Origin of the sequence: Phytobacter palmae (genome assembly GCF_039409775.1) — a bacterium.
Classification (GTDB): domain Bacteria; phylum Pseudomonadota; class Gammaproteobacteria; order Enterobacterales; family Enterobacteriaceae; genus Phytobacter; species Phytobacter palmae.
The window spans coordinates 48,706-69,332 of the sequence record NZ_JBCIVJ010000016.1; the positions used below are offsets into that span (position 1 = coordinate 48,706).

The following is a 20,627-nucleotide window of genomic DNA, read 5'->3' on the forward strand; positions in this document are numbered from 1 at the left end:
GCTGTACTGGCAATAGCTCCCCCTGCGGGGAGCTATTACGCTATTACGCCAGGTAAAAGACCTCTTTTAGCTCTGCGCTCACCGGACTGTTGTCCGGGTTGGAGGGCATGACATCGCGCATGTGCTTCCACCAGCGCTGACACACGTCGGTATTCGCCACCGCGTTCCAGCGCTCCTCGGACTCAATTTCAACCGTCGCGAACAGCAGGTTACGTTCTTTATCGAGATAAATGGCGTAATGGTGCGCGCCATGCGCTTTCAGCACCGCCTCCAGCTCGGGCCAGACAGGGTTATGGCGACGTTCATACTCTTCGTGTGCATCGGGGTTAACCTGCATCACAAAGGCTTTACGGATCATAATGCCTCCAGGTAAAGCTCGCGGACCTCGTCACGGCTTGCAGTGCGCGGGTTGCATGGCGCACAGGGGTCTGCCAGCGCTTTGTCCAGCCAGCCTTCGATATCCTCTTTGGTGACTCCCAGTTTACTGAAACCAGACGGGATGCCAACGCGTGCGCTGAGATCGCGAATGGCCAGAATGGCCGACATGCTTGCCGCTTCGTCGCTCATGCCACGGGTATCAACACCCATTGCCTGTGCGACGCGGGCAAATCGCGCCACGGCATTCGGGCGGTTAAAGTTTTCGATGATCGGAAGCAAGATGGCGTTGCAGACGCCGTGCGGCAGGTTGTGAGTGGCACCCGGCTGGTGGGCCAGGGCATGCACCAGGCCAAGACCCGCGCTGTTAAATGCCATACCCGCCAGGTACTGACCGAAGGCCATCTGTTCACGTGCTTCCAGGTTGTGACCATCGTCGACTGCTTTCGGCAACCACAGGTTAATCAGGCGAATCGCTTCCAGGGCGTTGGCATCGGTCAGCGGATGCGCGCCAACGGAGACAAAGGCTTCGACCGCGTGGGTCAGCGCGTCCATACCGGTTGCGGCGGTGACCGAGGCCGGGATTTCCAGCATCACGCTGGCATCGTCTACGGCAATATCCGGGATGATATTCGGGTCGATGATGACCTCTTTCACCTGCCGGGCGGAGTCGATGATAACCGCATTGCTGGTCATCTCTGCGGCGGTACCGGCGGTGGTGTTAATGGCGACCAGGGGGACGCCCGCATTCTTCACTTTGCCGACGCCGGAATAGGCGGTGGAAGGGCCTGGGTTAGCGGTGAGGATTTTCACCGCTTTCGCGGTGTCAATCGGACTACCGCCGCCGAAGGCGATAAGATAATCGCAGTCCGCGGTTTTGTATGCCGCATAGCCTTTTTGTACCAGTTCTTCGGTCGGGTTCGGGAAAACTTCGTCGAACAGGTGATATGGCATCTGGTGGGCTTTCAGTGCCGCAAACAGGCTATCGAGCAGGCCGAGTTTGACCAGTTGCCCGTCGGTGACAATCAGCGCTTTACCCCACTGTTTGCCTGCGATCAGGTTGACCATATCACCGATTGCGCCCGCGCCATGCAGGCTGATTTTGGGAAGGGCTAACATAAAGCTCATAAACGTCTCTCCATAATTGCTGTGATTTTTTTCCGGCGGCGAAACTCCATGTCGTCGGAGGTATTCTGTACCCCTCACCCCGGCCCTCTCCTCAAAGAGGAGAGGGGGAAAACCGCACAGTGCGATCATTGTGAGGGGGAAATTAAATGCGCCTGCGCTGCATCACCCGGCGGTAGATAATCGGCAGGGAAATCACCACGATCAGCATTGCGCCGACGATAATCGACATCACAATCCCCGGTACGTTGAGCAGGCTCAGACCAAAAGTCACAAGCCCCATCAGGAAGGCGGCAATTACCACGCCCACCATGCTGCCGGAACCGCCGAGAATATTGACGCCGCCGAGTACTGCCATCGTCACCACCGCCAGTTCCCAGCCCATCGCAATTGTCGGGCGGGTACTGCCCAAACGTGACGTGAGCAGCACCGATGCCAGGCCTGCCATCAGCCCCACCAGCGCGAACAGGATCAGGTTGTGGCGTTTCACATTGATACCGGAATACCACGCGCCGGTTGGGTTATTGCCAATGGCGTAAGTGCGGCGCCCAAAGTTGGTGCGGTGCAAGACAAAGGCGAAGACCGCGGCAAGCACAATAAACAGGGCAAATTCAAATGACAGCGCGCCGAACACATAGCCCTGGCCGAACCAGGCGAAACTCTCCGGATACGCATTAAGCGCCTGATCGCCAAGCAGGATGTAAGTGATGCCGCGGTACAGACTCATGGTCCCGATAGTGATGACAATGGATGAGAGGTTAAAACGCGTCACCAGCAAGCCATTGAACAACCCGCACAGCAGCCCTACACCCAGCCCCACGCAGACCAGCAGCGCGGTGTCCATACCCGCAGCGGCGCAAAAACCCATTACCGTTGAGCTGAGCGCCATGGTGGAGGCCACCGACAGGTCAATCTCACGGGCAATAATCAGCATCGCCATCGGCAACACGATGATCGCTTTTTCCGTGAAGTTGAAAGTCGCGTCGGACAGGTTCCAGATATTAAGGAAATAGGGTGACGCCAGAGCGTTAACGATAAACACCGCGAGGGTCACCGCCAGCAAAAAGCCTTCCCAGCACATCAGACGCTGCCAGAACGGGGTAGCGGCGGGAACGCTTTTCATGGCGTCGGAAGTCAGCATTTTTGTCATGATTTCACCGCCTGTTTTTGTCGAGCCAGGGCCGCATCGCGCAGGATTAAACGACCTTTGCGCTTGTTGCCACGTTCATTAAGCAGAACCGCAATGACAATCACCGAACCGGAAATCGCCATCTGCCAGAAGGGGGAAATACCGATGACGGGCAGCGCATTGTTGATAACGCCAAGGAATAGCGCGCCCAACAAACATCCCAGCACCCGGCCTGTTCCGCCCATGGTGCTGATACCGCCAATCACACAGGCTGCCACGACCTGCAGTTCAAAACCGTTAGCCACATCGACATACGCCACGGCGAAGCGGGAAATCCACAAATAACCGCAGAAACCCGCCAGCGCACCGGAGAGGCAAAAGCTGACGAACTGCATTTTCCCGGCGTTAATGCCGGTGTACCAGGCGGCGGTCGCATTACCGCCCGCCGTGTAGAGGGCGCGTCCGGTACGGCTGTAGCGCAGGAAATAGCCCACCACAAATAGCGCGACGATGGCGCACCAGCTCAGTAACGGCAACCCGAGCAGTGACGAGCGCGGCAGGCCGAGAAAGTCGGCGCTCATCTGGTGGGAGTTAATCCAGCCGCCGTCGGAGAGCAAAAAGATAATGCCGCGATAGATGCTCATGGTGCCGAGCGTCACCACAATCGCCGGAATACCCATCTTCCAGACCAGCAGACCGTTGATGATGCCCATCACCAGACCGAGCGCAGTGGCCAGAATCAGCAGTGCCCAGACCGGAATATCCGGATGGTGAAAGTTGAGTAGCGCGACGATCATCCCGGTCAGCGCGAGGTTGGCCGCCATCGACAAATCAATACCTTTAGTCAGCAGGACCATCATCTGTCCGAGGGCGAGGATGATAAGAATAGAGGTGTCGTTAAACATCTCTACCAGATTGCCGGGGCCGATAAATGACGGCACGCGGCTGCCGATAGCAAGTAACATCAGCACGATGACCCCGCCCAGCAGGGCCTCGCGGTGTTTCAGGAGTTGTTGCCACATTATGCTGCCTCCTTACCAGAGCCGCTGGCGGCGCTGACAATGGTTTCTGCCGTGGCTTCGCCGGCCTGATATTCAGCGACCATTAACCCTTCGTGCATCACGATGATACGGTCCGCCATGCCCATCACTTCCGGCAGTTCTGAGGAGACCATAATCACCGCCAGCCCGTGGGAGACCAGTTCGGACATAAACTGGTGCACCGCTGCTTTCGAGCCGATATCGATGCCTTTGGTCGGTTCATCGAGGATGATCACGTCCGGGTGGGTAGCGAGCCATTTGCCAATGACGACCTTCTGCTGGTTACCGCCGGAGAGGGTTTCGACCGCCTGATTCCAGCTAAAGGCTTTCACCTGCAACCGTTTGGCGTACTCGTCCGCCAGCGCCCACTCTTTGGCATCGTTGAGCACGCCGTTGGGGTTAAGTTTGCTGAGCTGCGGCAGGCTGATGTTCTGGGCGATAGGCAATTCAATAATTGCCCCCTGTTTTTGCCGCTCTTCCGGTACGCAGACAATTCCGGCCTGAATGGCATCGGCGGGCTGTTTGAAATGGACCGCTTTGCCGTTAAGGATGATCTCGCCCGAAGACGGACGGGAGACGCCGGAAAGCGCCTGCATCAGTTCGGTTCGCCCGGCACCGACCAGCCCGTAGAAGCCGAGGATTTCCCCTTTGCGCAGAGAAAAGTCGATATGAGCGAATTCGGTCGGGTGGCAGAGATCTTTCACTTCCAGTACCGTTTCGCCCATTTCGCAGGCAACTTTCGGGTAGGTCTGAGTAATGGAACGCCCCACCATCATCGCCACCATCCGTTCTTCGGTTATCTCCTGCATGGCGCCGGAACCAATCCATACGCCGTCGCGCAGGATGGTGTAGTGGTCTGCCAGTTCGAAGATTTCATCAAACTTGTGTGAGATAAACAGAATGGCTTTACCCTCTTGTTTTAAACGCTCAACAATTTGATAAAACTCCAGAATCTCGTGCTGAGAGAGGGCGGCGGTAGGTTCGTCGAGAATAACCACTTGCGCTTCAAACGACAGCGCGCGGGCAATCGCCACCATGTGGCGCTGGGCGATACTCAGTGTCCTGAGCGTGGCGCGTGGATCAATCTGTACTTCAAGGCGGGTCAGAATATCCCGCGCCTTCTGGTGCATGGCAGGCCAGTCGAGCTTTTTCAGCAGGCCTTTATAGATGTACTGACCCACGAAGATGTTCTCCGTGACGGACAATTCGTCGAACAGCACGGTTTCCTGGTGTATGGCGGTGATCCCCACCTTATGCGCAGACTCCGGGGTCGGAAGCTGGATGGGAATAGCTTTGTAAAGAATCTCGCCCTCCTCAGGCTGGTAAATACCGGTCATGACTTTGACCAGCGTGGACTTGCCCGCGCCGTTTTCACCGATAAGCGCGGTGACTTTGCCGGGCCAGAGGTCGAGCTGTACGTTCTCAAGGGCACGGACACCAGGGAAAACCTTGGTGATGCCTTTGAGCGACAGCAGGGGTGTGGATGCCGTCATGATGTTCTCCATTCATTCCCCTTCACCCTCATCCTCTCTCTGAAAGGGAGAGGGCCGGGGTGAGGGTGCCGGGATTAGAAAATTTTCGAGAACTTATCAATGTTGCTGGCGTCGTAGACGAACGGCTCAGCCATTGCGCCGTTGCCGTCAGCATCCAGTTTCACCTTGCCGAGTTTGCCCATATTGGCCTCGGTTTTCGTCGCGGTCCCTTTCACCAGATCGTCTGCCAGATAAGTGGCGGCATAGCCCAGATCGATGGGGTTCCAGATAGCGAAGCTTTTCGTCGCCCCGGATTTGACTGCGCCTGCCATTTCAGACGGCAGGCCCAGGCCCGTTACGTAAACTTTGCCGATTTTGCCCTGGTCTTTCACCGCCTGCGCGGCGGCCACGATGCCCACCGATGACGGGGAGACAATCACTTTCAGATCCGGGTACGATTTCAGCAGACCCACCGCTTCGCGGTAGCTCTTGTCAGACAGGTCGTCGCCATAGGCAACGGTTACCAGATTGACGGAGGGGTACTTCGGCAGCACCTTTTTCATCTCTTCAATCCAGATATTCTGATTGGTAGAGGTTGGGGTGGCGCTCAGAATGGCCACATCGCCTTTCTCAACGTTCAGCGCTTTTAACGCATCAACGGCCAGCTTGACATTCGTTTCGCCAATCAGGGCGTTATTGGACGGATTCAGATGGATCTGACGCCCCGCTTTTGCCACGCCGGAATCCCATGAGACCACTTTGATGCCGCGCTGCATGGCTTTTTTCAGTACCGGGACCACGGCATCGGGATCGTTTGCGGAAATCGCGATCGCATCCACGCCCTGAGCGATCAGGCCGTTAAGCACTTCGATCTGTGCTTCTGCGGTGGTAGTGGTGGGGCCGGTATAGATAACTTTTACATCGCCTAACTCTTTGGCGGCTTCCTGCGCGCCTGTGTTTGCTGCTTCAAAAAAACCATTTCCCAATGATTTCGCCACGAGAGCGATTTTGACTTCTGCTAATGCGGAACCGGACAACGCCAGGGCGGCAACGGTGAGGATCAAGCTTGCTTTAATTTTCATTGCTTTTACTCCACGAGTTAGTTTCCCGTCGTCTTTCGCATTGCAGGTGCGTTGGCGTTCACGCAAACCCCAGTCACTGACTCTTGTAAGTTCCTGGTAATTCGCTGCGTCACCGCCTTCCTGCACTGCGAAATCCGTAGGGAATGGATAGTTTGCAGGTAACAGAGTTTTCCCCCCGGGTCATCGCCTGGAGGGATTATGTGACGTTCTTATTGGTACAGCTCTAATGCACTTGCCAGCGGGGTGACGCCAAAACGTTTGCCCAGCGCAATCAGTTGTTCACGGGTGATGGTCTGCTTCATTCCACCCATCGAATAGACTTTCACCAGTACTTCTGCCGATTTCTCGGCGGTATCGATCAGACCAAACGCTTCGTCCAGTGTCGGGCCACTGCCAAAGACGCCGTGGAATGGCCACAACACCAGCGAATGCTTGCTCATCTCTTTTGCGGTTGCCTGGCCGATTTCATCGGTACCTGGCACCATCCATGGCAGAATGCCGACGCCATCCGGGAAGACCACCAGACACTCCGTACTGCCTTCCCAAAGCTTGCGGGTAATAAGATCGGTTGTGTTTTCCAGTACATAGGTCAGCGCAATCAGGTTCGTGGCATGGCAATGCATGATGACACGATCTTTGCCGTTGGTTGCTTTGATGCGTTCACAGTGTGACAGGAAGTGCGCGGGTAGCTCAGAAGTCGGCACCGCTTCATTCGTCAGCCCCCACAGGATGTGGTAGCCCGCACCGTCGCTGTCTACTTTGACCACACCGAGGTTGGCGGCCGGGTCGAGCTGGACGTTACGGAAGAATTTGCCGGAACCCGTGACGATAAAGGCGGTGTTCGCCAGTAGCGGCATCGGTTGGCTGAGCGCGATATAGCGCGGTTCGGCGTGAAAATCGGCTTCGTATGGGGCAATGTCCGCAGCGTCCAGACGCAACGTCAGGTTACCACCGTTGCGTTCGTCCCAGCCTTTGAGCCAGGCATCACTGGTGGCTTTGATCATGCCCTGGGTGAACCAGGCGTTAATAATGTTCTGCATAGTCTTTTGGTTCCTTTGATTCGGTGCGGGGGCTTCCCCTCACCCTGACCCTCTCCCCAAAGGGGCCGAGGGAACTGTTCGGTGCGCTCTGGCAACATCGCGCGCTTTTCTCCCTCTCCCCGAATGGCGGGGTGAGGCTTTACCCGCGTTGGCTCAATACCGCTTTCTCATACGCCCGCACGCTCTCCAGCCACTGACTGCTGGCCGGGGTATCGTGGCGCTGACAATACATTTCCCACACCGCCTGCCACGGCAGACATTTCTGCTCTTCCAGTAGCGCCAGGCGGGCGGTGTAATCCCCATTAGCTTCCAGTTGACGCAATTGTTCTGTTGGCTCCAGCAGGGCGCGCAGCAGGGCTTTTTTCATGTTGCGGGTGCCGATAACCCACGCGGCGATACGATTGATAGAGGCATCGAAGAAATCCAGGCCGATGTGCACGCGGTCGAACAGGTTGTGGCGAATGATTTCGCTGGCGATAGCTTGTGTTTCGTCATCCAGCAGCACTACGTGGTCGCTGTCCCAGCGCACCGGGCGGCTGACGTGCAACAGCAGGCGCGGCACATACAGCATGGCGGCGGAGATCTTGTCGGAAATGACTTCGGTCGGGTGGAAGTGGCCCGCGTCCAGACACAGGGCGGTCTGGCGGCTGGTGGCGTAGCCCATATAAAACTCGTTTGAGCCGACGGTATAGCTTTCTGCGCCAATACCGAACAGTTTGCTTTCAACGGCGTCGATGTGATGCGCCTGGTCGAACTTCTCGCTCAATGCTTCATCCAGCGCCTCCATCAGACGTTTGCGCGGTGCCAGACGATCAACGGTGACATCTTTCATGCCGTCCGGTACCCAGATGTTCATTACCGATGGCGTTCCCAGTTGCTCACCAAAGTAAGCGGAGATACGGCGGCTGGCTTTCACATGGTCAATCCAGAACTGACGAATTTCATCGTTCGCATGAGAGAGTGTGAAGCCATCGGCACTCATCGGGTGTGAGAAGCAGGACGGGTTGAAATCCAGCCCCAGCTTGTTGGCTTTTGCCCATTCGACCCAGTTTTTGAAATGTTCAGGCTTGATCGCGTCGCGACTGACCGACGGACCCGCTTCGTGGTACATCGCGTGCAGGTTCAGGCGTTTCGGACCCGGTATCAGGCTCAGGGCCTGCTCCAGATCGGCGCGCAACTCCTGAGGATTGCGTGCTTTACCCGGATAGTTGCCGGTCGCCTGGATACCGCCGGTGAGCGCGCCTTGCGGGTTTTCAAAACCGGCGACATCGTCGCCCTGCCAGCAGTGCATGGAAACCGGCAGCCTGTCGAGCTGGCGCAGGGCCTCTTCGACATCAATGCCTACAGCGGCAAAGCGCTGTTTAGCGAGTTCCCAGGCTTGTTCAAGTTGAGTGGTCATGCGCAAAGCTCCTTTGTCTGTCGTTTCTGCTGAAACCGCACGACGTTGCGGGCAATTTCATTGTCAGGATTGGGTGTAAAGGTGGTCAGCGCATAGCTGGTGCTCACCACATCACGGAAGGTGTCGACACTGCTCAGTTCGTTGAGCGTCATGAGTTGTACGCCGATATTGCCCAGCGTGGAGGCCTCAATCGGCCCTGCCACTACGGGCAGCCCGCAGGCATCGGCACAGAGTTGGTTTAACAGCTGGTTCTGGCTGCCGCCGCCGACGATATGCAACCGGGTGAAAGGCTGACCGCGCAGCGCCGCCAGTTCGCCGAGAATGTCCGCATACAGCAGCGCCAGGCTATCGAAAATGCAGCGTGCCAGTTCGGTATCGCTCTGCGGTACCGGCTGATTACTTTCGCGGCAGGCGGTCTGGATCTCTTCGCCCATGTTTTGCGGATTGATAAAACGCTCGTCGTTTGGATTGATCACGAACCGGCAGGAGGGCAGCGCGCGGGCCCCGGCGATCAGGGCAGGCAGGTCGGTGATGTCGCGCTCTTTGAGAACGCGCTGTAACAGCCACAGCCCCATGATATTTTTCAGCACGCGATAGCGACCTTCCGCCCCGCCTTCGTTGGTGATGTTGGCAGCCAGCGCATCACTGCTGGTGTATGGCGTAGTGCTTTCAAAGCCCATCAGAGACCAGGTGCCGGAGGAGAGATAGGCGGCGCTGGCGTCTTTCAGCGGTGAAGCGATCACCGCACTGGCGGTATCGTGGCTGGCGACGGCAACTACCGGAATCGCTTTCCCCTGCGGGCTTTGCCAGTGGCCGATAATATTACCCGGATGGGTTGGTGTACCGAACCACGAGGCGGGTACGCCCGCCCAGTCGAGTAGCGTGGTATCCCAGTTATCGCTATCGATGTTCACCAGTTGCGTGGTGGTGGCGTTGGTATATTCCCAGTTCAGGTTGCCGGTCAGACGGAAACTGAAATAGTCGGGTATCAGCAGCGCATGGGCGGCAGCAGCCACAATGTCCGGTTGTTGCTGAGCCAGCGCGCGCAATTGATAGAGGGTATTAAAGGGTAAAAACTGAATACCGCTGCGGCGGTAAATATCGGCTTTGCCCGGCTGCTCAAGGGCGGTGGCCATGATGCCATCCGTGCGATGGTCGCGATAGGAGACAGGTAAGCCAACGCGCTTACCCTGTTTGTCGATCAAAACATAATCCACGCCCCAGGTGTCGATACCGATACTGTCGATGGTGACACCCTGTGCACAGGCTTTTTCCAGACCCAGACGAATTTCGTCTTCAAGAGTATCGATATCCCAGCAGTCGTAGCCGTTATTTTTTTGCAGGTTGTTGGCGAAGCGATGCACTTCACGCAGCGTGAGCGTCCGCTGTTGGGTCGCGTAGCAGGCCAGCATTACACGCCCGCTGGAGGCACCTAGATCAACGGCGACACAATGGCGAAATGTCATGATGGGGGTCCTTATGAGAGTTATTGCCCCCAGTCTAAAAAAAGGACCTCGCGGTAACCTTCTTGTTAATGACACCCCCAGGGGGTGGCTGGCAAGAAAGCAAAGATGAAAGTGAGACAGTTCACAGTTTCTGATAAAGCCGTGTGGTTTACGGGGTGTGACCGGGGCGACAATTCCTGAACTTTCCGACCCTTTCTTGAAAATCTGACAGGCTTTACCCGTTTTGCGGTCAAAAATTCAAGGTGCGGATTGCCGTGCTTAATTACTATTTTGAGAACACTTCTCATTGGTATGTGAGGCAATCATGACCGTATTACACAGCGTGGATTTCTTTCCTTCTGGCACAACGCCTGTCGCTATTGAGCCGCGTCTGCCTCAGGCTGCGTTTCCGGAACATCATCATGATTTTCATGAAATTGTGATTGTTGAACACGGTACTGGCATCCATGTTTTTAACGGACAGTCCTATACCATTAGTGGAGGAACCGTCTGCTTTGTCCGCGATCACGACAGACACCTTTATGAACATACTGACAACCTGTGCCTGACCAATGTGCTCTACCGTTCGCCGGATGCGTTTAAGTTTCTGGCGGGGCTGAATGAGCTTCTGCCGCAGGAGCAGGACGGGCACTATCCATCTCACTGGCGCGTCAACCAGTGCGTACTGCAACAGGTGCGCGAGATTATCGGCCAGATGGAAGCGGTGGGAGAGGGGATGGACATGGCGACCACCGCCAACCGTGAAATCCTGTTTATGCAGTTACTGGTTCTGCTGCGTAAAAGCAGCCTTGCGGAAGGGGCGATGAGTAACGACGCGCGTCTCAATCAGTTGATCTCCTGGCTTGAGGATCATTTTGCCGAAGAGGTTTGTTGGGAGTCGCTGGCGGATCAGTTCACCCTGTCGCTGCGCACATTACACCGTCAATTAAAGCAATATACCGGCCTGACGCCGCAGCGTTATCTCAACCGTCTGCGTCTGATTAAGGCGCGTCATATGCTGCGCCACAGCGATGATAGCGTTACAGATATCGCGTTTCGCTGCGGTTTCGGCGACAGTAACCACTTTTCTACCCTGTTTCGCCGGGAATTCGCCTGGTCCCCTCGCGATATTCGCCAGGGGCGAGATGTGCAACTGCAATAGTGGTAACGAGAAGGCTATCACCGATTTTTCACCAAATATCAGCTAATAGTTATCGGTTGTCTTCGGCCGGGGTGATGTAGTGGGAAGCCAGTTAATTCTTCGTAAAGCGGATTTTTTCCCCCGGGTGGGGCAAGCGGTGGCCGTGGCGGACCGCTATCCGCAAAATGTATTTGCAGAACATACGCATGAGTTTTGCGAACTGGTGCTGGTCTGGCGCGGTAACGGTTTGCATATCCTCAATGACCGTCCCTATCGTATTACCCGTGGCGATCTGTTTTATATCCGCGCGCAAGACAAACACTCCTACGCCTCCGTCAACGATCTGGTGCTGCAAAATATCATCTATTGCCCGGACCGTCTGACGCTTAACCTCGACTGGGCGGGGCATATACCAGGGTTGAGTGGTGAAGAGTGGACGCCGCACTGGCGTCTGGGCAGTACCGGCATGACTCAGGCAAGACAGGTCATCACCCAACTGGAGCAAGAGAGTATTAAAACCGACGCGCTGGCAAATAACATGGCTGAGGTGCTCTTCGCCCAACTGGTGATGACTCTCACACGCCACCGCTTTGCGGCCGATAACCTGGCGGCGACCAGCAGCGAAGCACTGCTTGATAAGTTAATTACCGCGCTCACAGGTAGCCTGAATCGCACTTTCATGCTTGAGCGCTTTTGCGATCAGGAGCAGTGCAGTGAGCGCGCGCTACGCCAACAATTTCGCGCACAAACCGGCATGACCATCAATAATTACCTGCGTCAGCTGCGTATCTGCCATGCACAGTATCTGTTGCAGCACACAGAATTGCTGGTAGGTGAGGTATCCACGCGCTGTGGCTTTGAGGACAGTAATTATTTCTCGGTCGTTTTTACCCGCGAAACCGGCATGACGCCAAGCCAGTGGCGACAGCGTCGTAACGAAGCGGCCCAGGAAGGACCTGTTCTGCGATAACAAACAGGACATTTTCATGATTGTTGCTCAGCTAACTGATATTCACGCCGCGCCGGGTAACGACAATCTGGCCCGGTTTGCTCGCGCGCTGGAATGGCTCGAATTTATTCAACCTGACGCCCTGGTGGTGACGGGCGATCTGGTGGATGACGACTGGTTCGCCGGGTATGCCGCCATTGCGTCGTTGCTAAAGGGGCAACATTGCCCGGTCTTTCTGCTGCCGGGTAATGCCGATAATCACGCCATGATGCGGGCCTGTTGGGAGAGTGAGGCCTGGATGCCGGACGCCCTGCATTTTTCCGTCGAAGTGAAAGGATTACGCCTTATCGGCGTTGATACCACCCTGAAAGGAGAGGCGGCGGGCAGTATTATTGCGCATCTGGCGTGGCTGGAACGCCAGCTGGCGGGTGACGATGGGCTGCCCGTGCTGCTTTTTCTGCATCACCACGTGTTCCCGAGCGGCATCCCCACAATGGATAAAATCATGTGTCGCGGTTCCGGTGAGTTGGCTGCGCTGCTTACTGATTATGCCGGTCGCACGCTGGCCATCGCCTCAGGGCATGTACACCGACCCATTGCCAGCCATCTGGCGGGCGTTCCGGCCTACATTTGCGGTTCCGTTTGTCCGGCGAATCCCGCCTGGTTTGGCGGAGAAACGGTGCCACCCGCCAATGATCCCCCTTCTTTGATGCTCCATCGTTTTGCTGCTGGCTTGTTAACCAGCTACCCCATTTTCGTATAGGGTTTGGCGATCATTTTTTCGTTTGTCGCTGCGCTATCTCTCTTGCAGACTCAGGTTCATAACAGAATGTTATAACCATATTAAAACTACGGCATTGATAAACATTTTCAATATCATTTAACTAACTATAATGAACCAACTGATTACGCGGCGTTAACACACCTGCCGCCCGACAATAATGGAGATTAGTATGAGCTATACACTGCCATCCCTGCCTTACGCGTACGATGCACTTGAACCTCATTTCGACAAGCAGACGATGGAAATCCATCACACTAAACACCACCAGACTTATGTAAATAATGCGAATGCAGCGCTGGAAAGCCTGCCAGAATTCGCCAGTCTGTCTGCTGAAGAGCTGATCACCAAACTGGACCAACTGCCGGCTGATAAAAAAACCGTTCTGCGTAACAACGCGGGCGGTCATGCTAACCACAGCTTCTTCTGGAAAGGCCTGAAAAAAGGCACCACCCTGCAGGGTGACCTGAAAGCGGCCATCGAGCGTGACTTCGGTTCCGTTGATAACTTCAAAGCGGAATTCGAAAAAGCAGCAGCAACCCGCTTTGGTTCTGGTTGGGCGTGGCTGGTGCTGAAAGGCGACAAACTGGCTGTGGTTTCCACTGCTAACCAGGATTCCCCGCTGATGGGTGAAGCAATTTCTGGCGCCTCTGGCTTCCCAATCGTAGGTCTGGATGTGTGGGAACACGCGTACTACCTGAAATTCCAGAACCGCCGCCCGGATTACATCAAAGAGTTCTGGAACGTAGTGAACTGGGACGAAGCTGCGGCGCGTTTCGCTGCGAAGAAATAATTTCGCTAAATCACCCGTTCTTGCGGGTACATCAAGCCCCTGCTGGCGTCGTCAGCGGGGGTTTTTTTATGGTTGCCGATCGGCCGTTAAATCAAAAGAAACATATATCCAATTAAAATGAAATATTGTTTTGATTTTGTATGGGAGATCACTTTTCTGAGTGTGACGACGTTCTAACATTTTGCCATCAGCGCTGGAAACGCCCGACGAAAGGGCGAGATGGCGCACCAGACTCACTGTTTTTACAGGTGGCGAAATGCAAATCAAACGTGCAATAGAAAAAATTCCCGGTGGGATGATGTTGGTTCCTCTTTTTCTTGGGGCGCTGTGCCATACGTTTTCACCAGGGGCCGGAAAATACTTTGGTTCTTTCACCAATGGCATGATCACCGGTACTGTGCCGATTCTGGCGGTATGGTTTTTCTGCATGGGCGCATCGATTAAGCTCAGCGCGACCGGGACGGTATTGCGGAAATCGGGCACGCTGGTGGTGACCAAAATCGCGGTGGCCTGGGTGGTTGCGGCGGTAGCATCACGATTGATTCCGGCTCACGGTGTGGAAGCCGGTTTCTTTGCCGGGCTGTCGACACTGGCGCTGGTGGCCTCTATGGACATGACTAACGGCGGCCTTTATGCCTCCATCATGCAGCAATATGGCACCAAAGAAGAGGCCGGGGCGTTTGTATTGATGTCGCTTGAGTCTGGCCCGTTGATGACGATGGTGATTCTGGGGACAGCGGGTATCGCCTCTTTTGAGCCGCACGTATTTGTCGGCGCGGTACTGCCGTTCCTGATTGGCTTTGCGCTGGGCAACCTCGATCCGGAGCTACGGGAATTCTTCACCCGAGCGGTGCAGACGCTGATTCCGTTTTTTGCCTTTGCGCTGGGGAATACTATCGACCTGAGCGTTATCGCACAGACCGGCTTGCCCGGTATCCTGCTGGGGCTGGCGGTGATTGTGATTACCGGCATTCCGTTAATTATTGCTGATAAAGTGCTGGGTGGTGGGGACGGTACCGCCGGGCTTGCAGCCTCAAGTTCCGCCGGTGCGGCGGTGGCAACACCGGTACTGATTGCCGAGATGGTGCCGGAGTTTAAGGCAATGGCACCCGCCGCAACCGCTATGGTGGCTACATCGGTAATTGTGACTTCTATTCTGGTGCCGATTCTGACCTCTCTCTGGTCACGAAAAGTCAAAGGAAATGCGGCGGTCGCAGATTTGCGCGGTGCGGTGAAATAGCACCGCGGCGTAAAAGAGAAACCGGCCTCCTCAGGCCGGTTTTTTGTTTAGTGGCCGATACCGAAAATTTCATCAACCTGTGCACATTGCGCTGGCGTTAATTCACCGCCGGCATTGCGGGAAGTTGCGCCGCAATAGCCAAATTTCCGTGCTACCACAGTTTTAATTGTGGTAACGAAATCTTCGCCCGTTGTGTAAATCGACATGAATTTGCCAATCTCACGCTGGGCTTCATGCAGCGCAGGCAAATCGTTTTGCTTCCATGCTTCCCGTGCCCTGACAAACAGTTCCGGCATTACGTTGTTGAGCCCGGAGATAACCCCCGCGCCGCCTGCCAGCAGATTGGGAATGAAGTATTCGTCGTACCCCGATAGAACGGCGAAATCATCACGGATTTTCTCGGTAGCCAGAATGATATTGCGTGTATGCGACTGGCAATCGACCGTATCTTTAATACCGGCAAAATTCGGGAATTCCGCTGCCAGGGTGGCGACAATTTCTGGCGTCAGATCGCAGCCGGTCCTGGCCGGAAAATTATAGGCAAACCACTTACCGTTCAGCCGTTTCCCCAGATGGCGAAAGTAGCTCAGTAATTGCGCGGCTGTTTGCCCATAGTAATAAGGAGGCAGCACCATAACGGCATCGTAACCCGTGCGGAAGGCTCCTTCCGCCATCCATTCAACGTCACTCAGGCAGGTTGAGGAAACATTTGCCACCAGGGTGCCGGGGGTCATACCGCGCACTTCCCGGATAAGCATGAGTCGTTCATCAAGGGTGAAAGAGGCAAATTCGCCGATGCTGCCCATCAGCAACACCACATCAATTCTGGCGTCGGTCAGGCGTGAAATATGCTGTCTTAATCCGTTCAGGTCGATTTTACCGGCAGGTGTCATAGGGGTAATGGACGGGCACCAGACGCCATAAAATTCATTTTTAATCTTCACGTCACTGTCTCCTTGAATATGAAATTGCGTTTCACTTCTTTTAATTCATAGCACGTTCATATAAAACGCAGGCGTATCGGTGTCGCATTTCTGCACGATTTATTGCTAAAAAGTGTGGTCTAATATGCCGATGATGGGAGAACCCGGGAGAGAGGAAATGCAGCATCCGGTGAATGTTTTTACAGGAAAAATAAAGGATTATCAGGGCAGCAGACCCAGCGCAATTGCCAAATTGCAGTTGGAAGGCGAGTTGATGTTAACGGCGCTGGGGTTAGACGGTGATGAGCAGGCGGATACCTCTTACCACGGCGGTCCGGACCGGGCGCTTTGTCATTATCCTCGCGAACACTACGCTCACTGGAAAACGATGTTTCCAGAACAGGCGGCGCTTTTCTTCGCCCCGGCGTTTGGCGAGAATCTCTCGACCGAAGGGCTGACGGAAAGAAATGTCTTTATCGGAGATATTTTTCGCTGGGGAAATGCGCTCATTCAGGTGACGCAGCCGCGCTCGCCCTGCTTCAAACTTAACTTTCACTTTTCCATTAGCGACATGTCTTCGCAGATGCAGGCGAGTGGGCGCGTTGGCTGGCTTTATCGGGTCATTACCGGTGGCAAAGTGAACGTCGACGCGCCGCTGGAACTGGTATCACGTAACAGCGATGTGAGCGTTCTGGATGCCGCCGCAATCGCCTGGCATATGCCGTTTGATGATGAGCAATATCGCAGATTAATGTCCGCAACGGGGCTTTCGGCCAGTTGGACAAGAACCATGCAAAATCGGCGAACCAGCGGAAAAATCGAAGATTACTCCCGACGTTTGCGGGATAAGTAGCGGTTTCCCCCGCCCGGTAAGGCGAGGGGAAATCCTCAGGCACGTTTATACAGCGGGATCCACAACGTCAGGCGTAAACCGCCGAGTGGGCTATCGTCGGCTTTCACCCAACCGCGATGCTGCTGCATAGCGGTTTCAACGATTGCCAGTCCTAAACCTGTGCCGCCGGACGCGCGATCGCGCGCTTCATCGGTACGGTAGAACGGGCGGAAGATCTGCTCGCGATCTTCCGGGCTGACGCCCGGACCGTCATCGTCCACGTTAATGGTGATGCCGTCTTTATCGACCGAGAAATTCACTTCAATTTTGGTGTGTGAATAACGCAGCGCGTTACGGACGATATTTTCCAGCGCGCTTTCCAGCGCATTCGGGTTGCCGTACAGCGGCCACGGGCCAGGCGGGAAATTCACCGTCAGAGATTTACCCATCTGTTCCGCTTCGAACGCGGCGTTATCAAGCACCTCATTCCACAACTGATTGGCTTTGACCGTTTCGCTGACCAGCGCGTTTTTCTGCTGATTACGCGACATGACCAACAGGTCGTTGATCATACTGTCCAGCCGCTGGGCTTCGGTTTCGATACGCTCCAGCTCTTTACTCTCGCCGCTGCGACGACGCAACAGCGCGGTGCCGAGTTGCAGTCGCGTTAACGGTGTCCGTAATTCGTGAGAAATATCGGAGAGGAGCCGTTGCTGGGCAGTCATCATTCGCTCCAGCGCCATGACCATCTGGTTAAAACTGGTGCCTGCGGCAAGGAACTCTTGCGGCCCGGCCTCCAGCTCAGGATGCTGCCGCAAATTACCCTGTGCCACTTCATCTGCCGCGTTTTTCAACTTACGCGCGGGTTTTGCCAGGCTCCACGCCAGCCACAGCAGCAGCGGCGAGCTGATCAGCATCGTAACGATCAGCAACAGGAGAGGGCGGTCAAACAGCAGGTTGATAAAGTCAGACTGGGAACTACTGGCTGGTCGAATAAGATAGAGCTGGTAATTATCCTCACCGTCGCGGACGGAAAAAGGCCCCACCAGCTCTACCCGACCATATTTTTTCTTTTGCGGGTGATCAGAGTTATCTGCCTGACCAATAAAGTTACGGATAATCTGCATTTCATTGCGTTCGGCGCCAATCACGCGCCCTTCGCTGGTCACCAGCAACAAACGTTGCCCCGGAGGGGCCCATTTGTCGATTGCGCGAAACAGCCTGCGCCACCACATCAAATCGTTGGGTGGATCATTGGCCAGTTCCGCTTCAACGTGCTGTTCAATCATCACGCCCTGACGTTGTTCGCTATCAAGCAACTCCGTCATCTGGCGGGAATCAAGCTTGGGAACCATCAGAACCAGCATCAGCACCAGTGCCAGCGTTAACCAGAAAATGGCGAAGATGCGGGCGGTCAAACTTCCTATCATGAAGCGGATACCATCAAGTAGCCCCGGCCTCGCAAGGTTTTAAACCACGGATGGCCATCTTTGCGGTCCGGTAACTTACGGCGCAGGTTAGAGATGTGCATATCAATCGCGCGGTCAAACGGTGTTAAGCGTTTACCCAACACCTCCTGGCTTAAATGTTCACGCGAAACCACCTGGCCTAAATGCTGTGCCAGAAGATAGAGCAAGGTGAATTCGGTACCGGTCAGCTCCAGCGATTGACCATCGAAACTGGCTTCCTGACGACCCGGGTTGAGGCTCAGGCCATCTACTTCCAGCGTTGGCGAACCGTTGTCGGTATTCTGCTGCTGTTCGCTCCAGTGGGAACGACGCAAAATCGCACGGATACGCGCGACCAGCTCGCGGTCGTTAAAGGGTTTCGGCAGATAGTCATCCGCGCCCAGCTCAAGGCCGAGTACGCGATCCAGCTCGCTGCCGCGTGCAGTCAACATAATGACGGGAGTCTGGTGTGTCTGGCGTAGCTCTTTAAGGGTATCAATACCGTTTTTCTTCGGCATCATGACGTCGAGCAAAAGCAAATCGATGCTGTCATCAAGGAGGTTGAGCGCCTGTTCCCCGTCGTGGGCAACCAGCACGTTAAAACCTTCCATGTCGAGCAGCTCTTTTAACAGGGATGTAAGCTCTCGGTCATCATCTACTAAAAGAATTTTATTCATTGTTTAAATACCTCCGAGGCAGAAATTACGTCATCAAGGCTCGCTAATCCATGACTTTACGTTGTTTTACACCCCCTGACGCATGTTTGCAGCCTGAATCGTAGACTCATTATCGTTGATTCGCGACATAGAAAGTTTTTGGGAGCAAATGATGCGCAAAGTTACCGCTGCCGTCATGGCCTCAACACTGGCGCTAAGTGCTTTTAGCCAGGCTGCTGAAGTCGTAACAGGCGATAACTGGCACCCGACTGAGGGATTCGCGCAGCGTTCCAGTCAGAGCCATATGTTCGACGGCATACAATTAACCGAACATCAGCGTCAACAGATGCGGGATCTGATGCAACAGGCGAGGCACGATAAACCTCCTGTTAATGTTAGCGAAATGGAGACAATGCATCGCCTTGTCACCGCAGAAAATTTTGATGAAAACGCTGTGCGCGTTCAGGCCGAAAAAATGGCGCAGGAACAGATAAGTCGTCAGGTTGAAATGGCGAAAGTCCGCAACCAGATGTATCACCTGCTTACTCCTGATCAGCAAGCGGTTTTGAACCAGAAACACCAACAACGGATGAGCCAACTGCGTGAAATGACGCAGATGCAGCAAAGTTCACCGTTGGGAGTATTGAGTAGTAGCACCCAGCGTTCCCGGTAGTCAGTAGTAATGAACCCTGTTTTCCTTGCCATAGACACCATCCCTGTCTTCCCCCTCATGATGAGGGGGTTTTTTTTGCTCTGAATTCAGCCACCTGATTTTCCTCCGATTGAGTTGCCTTTCGTTATACTACCCACAGAACAGCGTGGGAGCTTTTATGATTGAATCTTATGGACGCCTGATCAGCCGCGCGGCCATCGCCGCGACGATCATGGCGTCGTCATTATTAGTCATTAAAATTTTTGCATGGTGGTACACCGGGTCGGTCAGTATTCTGGCTGCACTGGTGGACTCTCTGGTAGATATCGCCGCGTCATTAACCAATTTGCTGGTGGTGCGTTATTCGCTGCAGCCTGCGGACGACGAACATACCTTTGGACATGGAAAAGCCGAATCGCTGGCGGCGCTGGCACAAAGCATGTTTATTTCGGGTTCGGCATTGTTCCTCTTTTTAACCGGTATTCAGCATCTGGCGAACCCTGAACCGATGCGTGCGCCCGGTATTGGCATTGTGGTGACGGTTATCGCCCTGGTCAGTACTGTGATACTCGTCACTTTTCAGCGTTGGGTTGTGCGAAAAACCCAAAGTCAGGCAGTGCGGGCAGATATGCTTCATTATCAGTCTGATGTTATGATGAACGGTGCAATTCTCATCGCCCTTGGGCTGTCATGGTATGGCTGGCATCGGGCAGATGCTCTCTTTGCGCTGGGGATTGGCGGTTATATTTTGTACAGTGCGCTACGTATGGGTTATGAAGCGGTTCAGTCTTTACTGGATCGGGCCTTACCCGATGCCGAACGGCAGGAAATATTCGATATAGTCACTTCCTGGCCAGGCGTAAGCGGCGCGCACGATCTTCGCACGCGGCAGTCAGGGCCGACCCGCTTTATTCAAATACATTTGGAAATGGACGATAACCTTCCGCTGGTTCAGGCGCATATTGTGGCTGAACATGTGGAGCAGGCCATTTTGCAGCGTTTTCCGGGATCAGATGTGATTATTCACCAGGATCCCTGTTCAGTGGTACCTCAAGGACGATAAGCGAATTAAAGCGGTGATATTTCGTTGTAAAAGAAGTGAGTC

The 20,627-nt window shown here is 54.7% G+C and carries 20 protein-coding genes; 8 read left to right on the forward strand and 12 right to left on the reverse strand.

Annotated features, from left to right (window positions below; genetic code table 11):
* Window positions 1-43: 43 nt before the first annotated feature.
* The 9 genes from rhaM to rhaB all read right to left on the reverse strand — a co-directional run bounded on the left by rhaM (window position 44) and on the right by rhaB (window position 10,128).
* The gene (gene rhaM / locus AAIG39_RS18570) at window positions 44-358 is read right to left on the reverse strand and encodes an L-rhamnose mutarotase (protein ID WP_343194469.1); all 315 of its coding nucleotides are present in this window, start codon (window positions 356-358) and stop codon (window positions 44-46) included.
* Complete coding sequence (gene fucO / locus AAIG39_RS18575; RefSeq protein WP_343194470.1) at window positions 355-1,503, reverse strand: lactaldehyde reductase; 1,149 nt, start codon at window positions 1,501-1,503, stop codon at window positions 355-357. Before fucO ends, rhaM begins: the two co-directional genes overlap by 4 nt.
* Before the next feature lie 142 nt (window positions 1,504-1,645).
* On the reverse strand, window positions 1,646-2,650 hold the full coding sequence (locus tag AAIG39_RS18580; protein ID WP_090087664.1) for an ABC transporter permease: 1,005 nt from the start codon (window positions 2,648-2,650) through the stop codon (window positions 1,646-1,648).
* A complete protein-coding gene (locus AAIG39_RS18585) occupies window positions 2,647-3,651 on the reverse strand; it encodes an ABC transporter permease (RefSeq protein ID WP_343194471.1) in 1,005 nt (334 codons plus the stop codon). Before AAIG39_RS18585 ends, AAIG39_RS18580 begins: the two co-directional genes overlap by 4 nt.
* Window positions 3,651-5,162 carry a sugar ABC transporter ATP-binding protein gene (locus AAIG39_RS18590; RefSeq protein ID WP_090087825.1) on the reverse strand — a complete coding sequence of 504 codons (1,512 nt, stop codon included), beginning with the start codon at window positions 5,160-5,162 and terminating at the stop codon, window positions 3,651-3,653. The genes AAIG39_RS18585 and AAIG39_RS18590 overlap by 1 nt, the downstream gene beginning before the upstream one ends.
* Window positions 5,163-5,236: 74 nt before the next feature.
* Window positions 5,237-6,223: a rhamnose ABC transporter substrate-binding protein gene (gene rhaS / locus AAIG39_RS18595; protein ID WP_071194790.1), complete on the reverse strand. Its 987-nt coding sequence runs from the start codon at window positions 6,221-6,223 to the stop codon at window positions 5,237-5,239.
* Window positions 6,224-6,432: 209 nt separating this feature from the next.
* A complete protein-coding gene (rhaD, locus tag AAIG39_RS18600) occupies window positions 6,433-7,263 on the reverse strand; it encodes a rhamnulose-1-phosphate aldolase (protein WP_090087671.1) in 831 nt (276 codons plus the stop codon).
* Between the two features lie 139 nt (window positions 7,264-7,402).
* On the reverse strand, window positions 7,403-8,662 hold the full coding sequence (locus AAIG39_RS18605) for an L-rhamnose isomerase (protein WP_090087675.1): 1,260 nt from the start codon (window positions 8,660-8,662) through the stop codon (window positions 7,403-7,405).
* Window positions 8,659-10,128 carry a rhamnulokinase gene (gene rhaB, locus AAIG39_RS18610; protein WP_343194472.1) on the reverse strand — a complete coding sequence of 490 codons (1,470 nt, stop codon included), beginning with the start codon at window positions 10,126-10,128 and terminating at the stop codon, window positions 8,659-8,661. The genes AAIG39_RS18605 and rhaB overlap by 4 nt, the downstream gene beginning before the upstream one ends.
* A 304-nt stretch (window positions 10,129-10,432) precedes the next feature.
* Here rhaB and rhaS (AAIG39_RS18615) point away from each other — a divergent pair, with 304 nt between their 5' ends.
* The 5 genes from rhaS (AAIG39_RS18615) to kdgT all read left to right on the forward strand — a co-directional run bounded on the left by rhaS (AAIG39_RS18615) (window position 10,433) and on the right by kdgT (window position 15,011).
* The gene (gene rhaS, locus AAIG39_RS18615) at window positions 10,433-11,269 is read left to right on the forward strand and encodes an HTH-type transcriptional activator RhaS (protein ID WP_343194473.1); all 837 of its coding nucleotides are present in this window, start codon (window positions 10,433-10,435) and stop codon (window positions 11,267-11,269) included.
* A 79-nt stretch (window positions 11,270-11,348) separates the two neighbouring features.
* Window positions 11,349-12,218 (forward strand): HTH-type transcriptional activator RhaR, encoded by an 870-nt coding sequence (rhaR, locus tag AAIG39_RS18620; RefSeq protein ID WP_090087682.1) that lies wholly within the window; start codon window positions 11,349-11,351, stop codon window positions 12,216-12,218.
* Window positions 12,219-12,234: 16 nt separating this feature from the next.
* Entirely contained in the window at window positions 12,235-12,960 is a 726-nt protein-coding gene (locus tag AAIG39_RS18625; protein WP_090087687.1) for a metallophosphoesterase, read from the forward strand.
* A gap of 190 nt (window positions 12,961-13,150) precedes the next feature.
* Window positions 13,151-13,771, forward strand: coding sequence for a superoxide dismutase [Mn] (sodA, locus tag AAIG39_RS18630; protein ID WP_039077321.1), 621 nt, complete (start codon window positions 13,151-13,153; stop codon window positions 13,769-13,771).
* A gap of 256 nt (window positions 13,772-14,027) precedes the next feature.
* Window positions 14,028-15,011: a 2-keto-3-deoxygluconate transporter gene (kdgT, locus tag AAIG39_RS18635; RefSeq protein ID WP_090087689.1), complete on the forward strand. Its 984-nt coding sequence runs from the start codon at window positions 14,028-14,030 to the stop codon at window positions 15,009-15,011.
* Window positions 15,012-15,058: 47 nt separating this feature from the next.
* Here kdgT and AAIG39_RS18640 read toward each other — a convergent pair whose 3' ends face one another.
* Window positions 15,059-15,955 (reverse strand): dihydrodipicolinate synthase family protein, encoded by an 897-nt coding sequence (locus AAIG39_RS18640; RefSeq protein WP_343194474.1) that lies wholly within the window; start codon window positions 15,953-15,955, stop codon window positions 15,059-15,061.
* 157 nt (window positions 15,956-16,112) lie between these two features.
* Here AAIG39_RS18640 and yiiM point away from each other — a divergent pair, with 157 nt between their 5' ends.
* Window positions 16,113-16,787, forward strand: a complete 675-nt coding sequence (gene yiiM / locus AAIG39_RS18645; protein ID WP_090087694.1) for a 6-hydroxyaminopurine reductase — start codon at window positions 16,113-16,115, stop codon at window positions 16,785-16,787.
* Window positions 16,788-16,822: 35 nt separating this feature from the next.
* On the opposite strand, the gene cpxA is transcribed toward yiiM, so the two are convergent.
* Window positions 16,823-18,196 (reverse strand): envelope stress sensor histidine kinase CpxA, encoded by a 1,374-nt coding sequence (gene cpxA, locus AAIG39_RS18650; protein ID WP_090087696.1) that lies wholly within the window; start codon window positions 18,194-18,196, stop codon window positions 16,823-16,825.
* Entirely contained in the window at window positions 18,193-18,891 is a 699-nt protein-coding gene (cpxR, locus tag AAIG39_RS18655; protein ID WP_039077316.1) for an envelope stress response regulator transcription factor CpxR, read from the reverse strand. The genes cpxA and cpxR overlap by 4 nt, the downstream gene beginning before the upstream one ends.
* 151 nt (window positions 18,892-19,042) lie before the next feature.
* Here cpxR and cpxP point away from each other — a divergent pair, with 151 nt between their 5' ends.
* Both cpxP and fieF read left to right on the forward strand, forming a co-directional pair.
* Window positions 19,043-19,543 (forward strand): cell-envelope stress modulator CpxP, encoded by a 501-nt coding sequence (cpxP, locus tag AAIG39_RS18660; RefSeq protein WP_249569749.1) that lies wholly within the window; start codon window positions 19,043-19,045, stop codon window positions 19,541-19,543.
* Window positions 19,544-19,700: 157 nt separating this feature from the next.
* Window positions 19,701-20,585 carry a CDF family cation-efflux transporter FieF gene (gene fieF / locus AAIG39_RS18665; RefSeq protein WP_090087701.1) on the forward strand — a complete coding sequence of 295 codons (885 nt, stop codon included), beginning with the start codon at window positions 19,701-19,703 and terminating at the stop codon, window positions 20,583-20,585.
* Window positions 20,586-20,627: the final 42 nt, after the last annotated feature.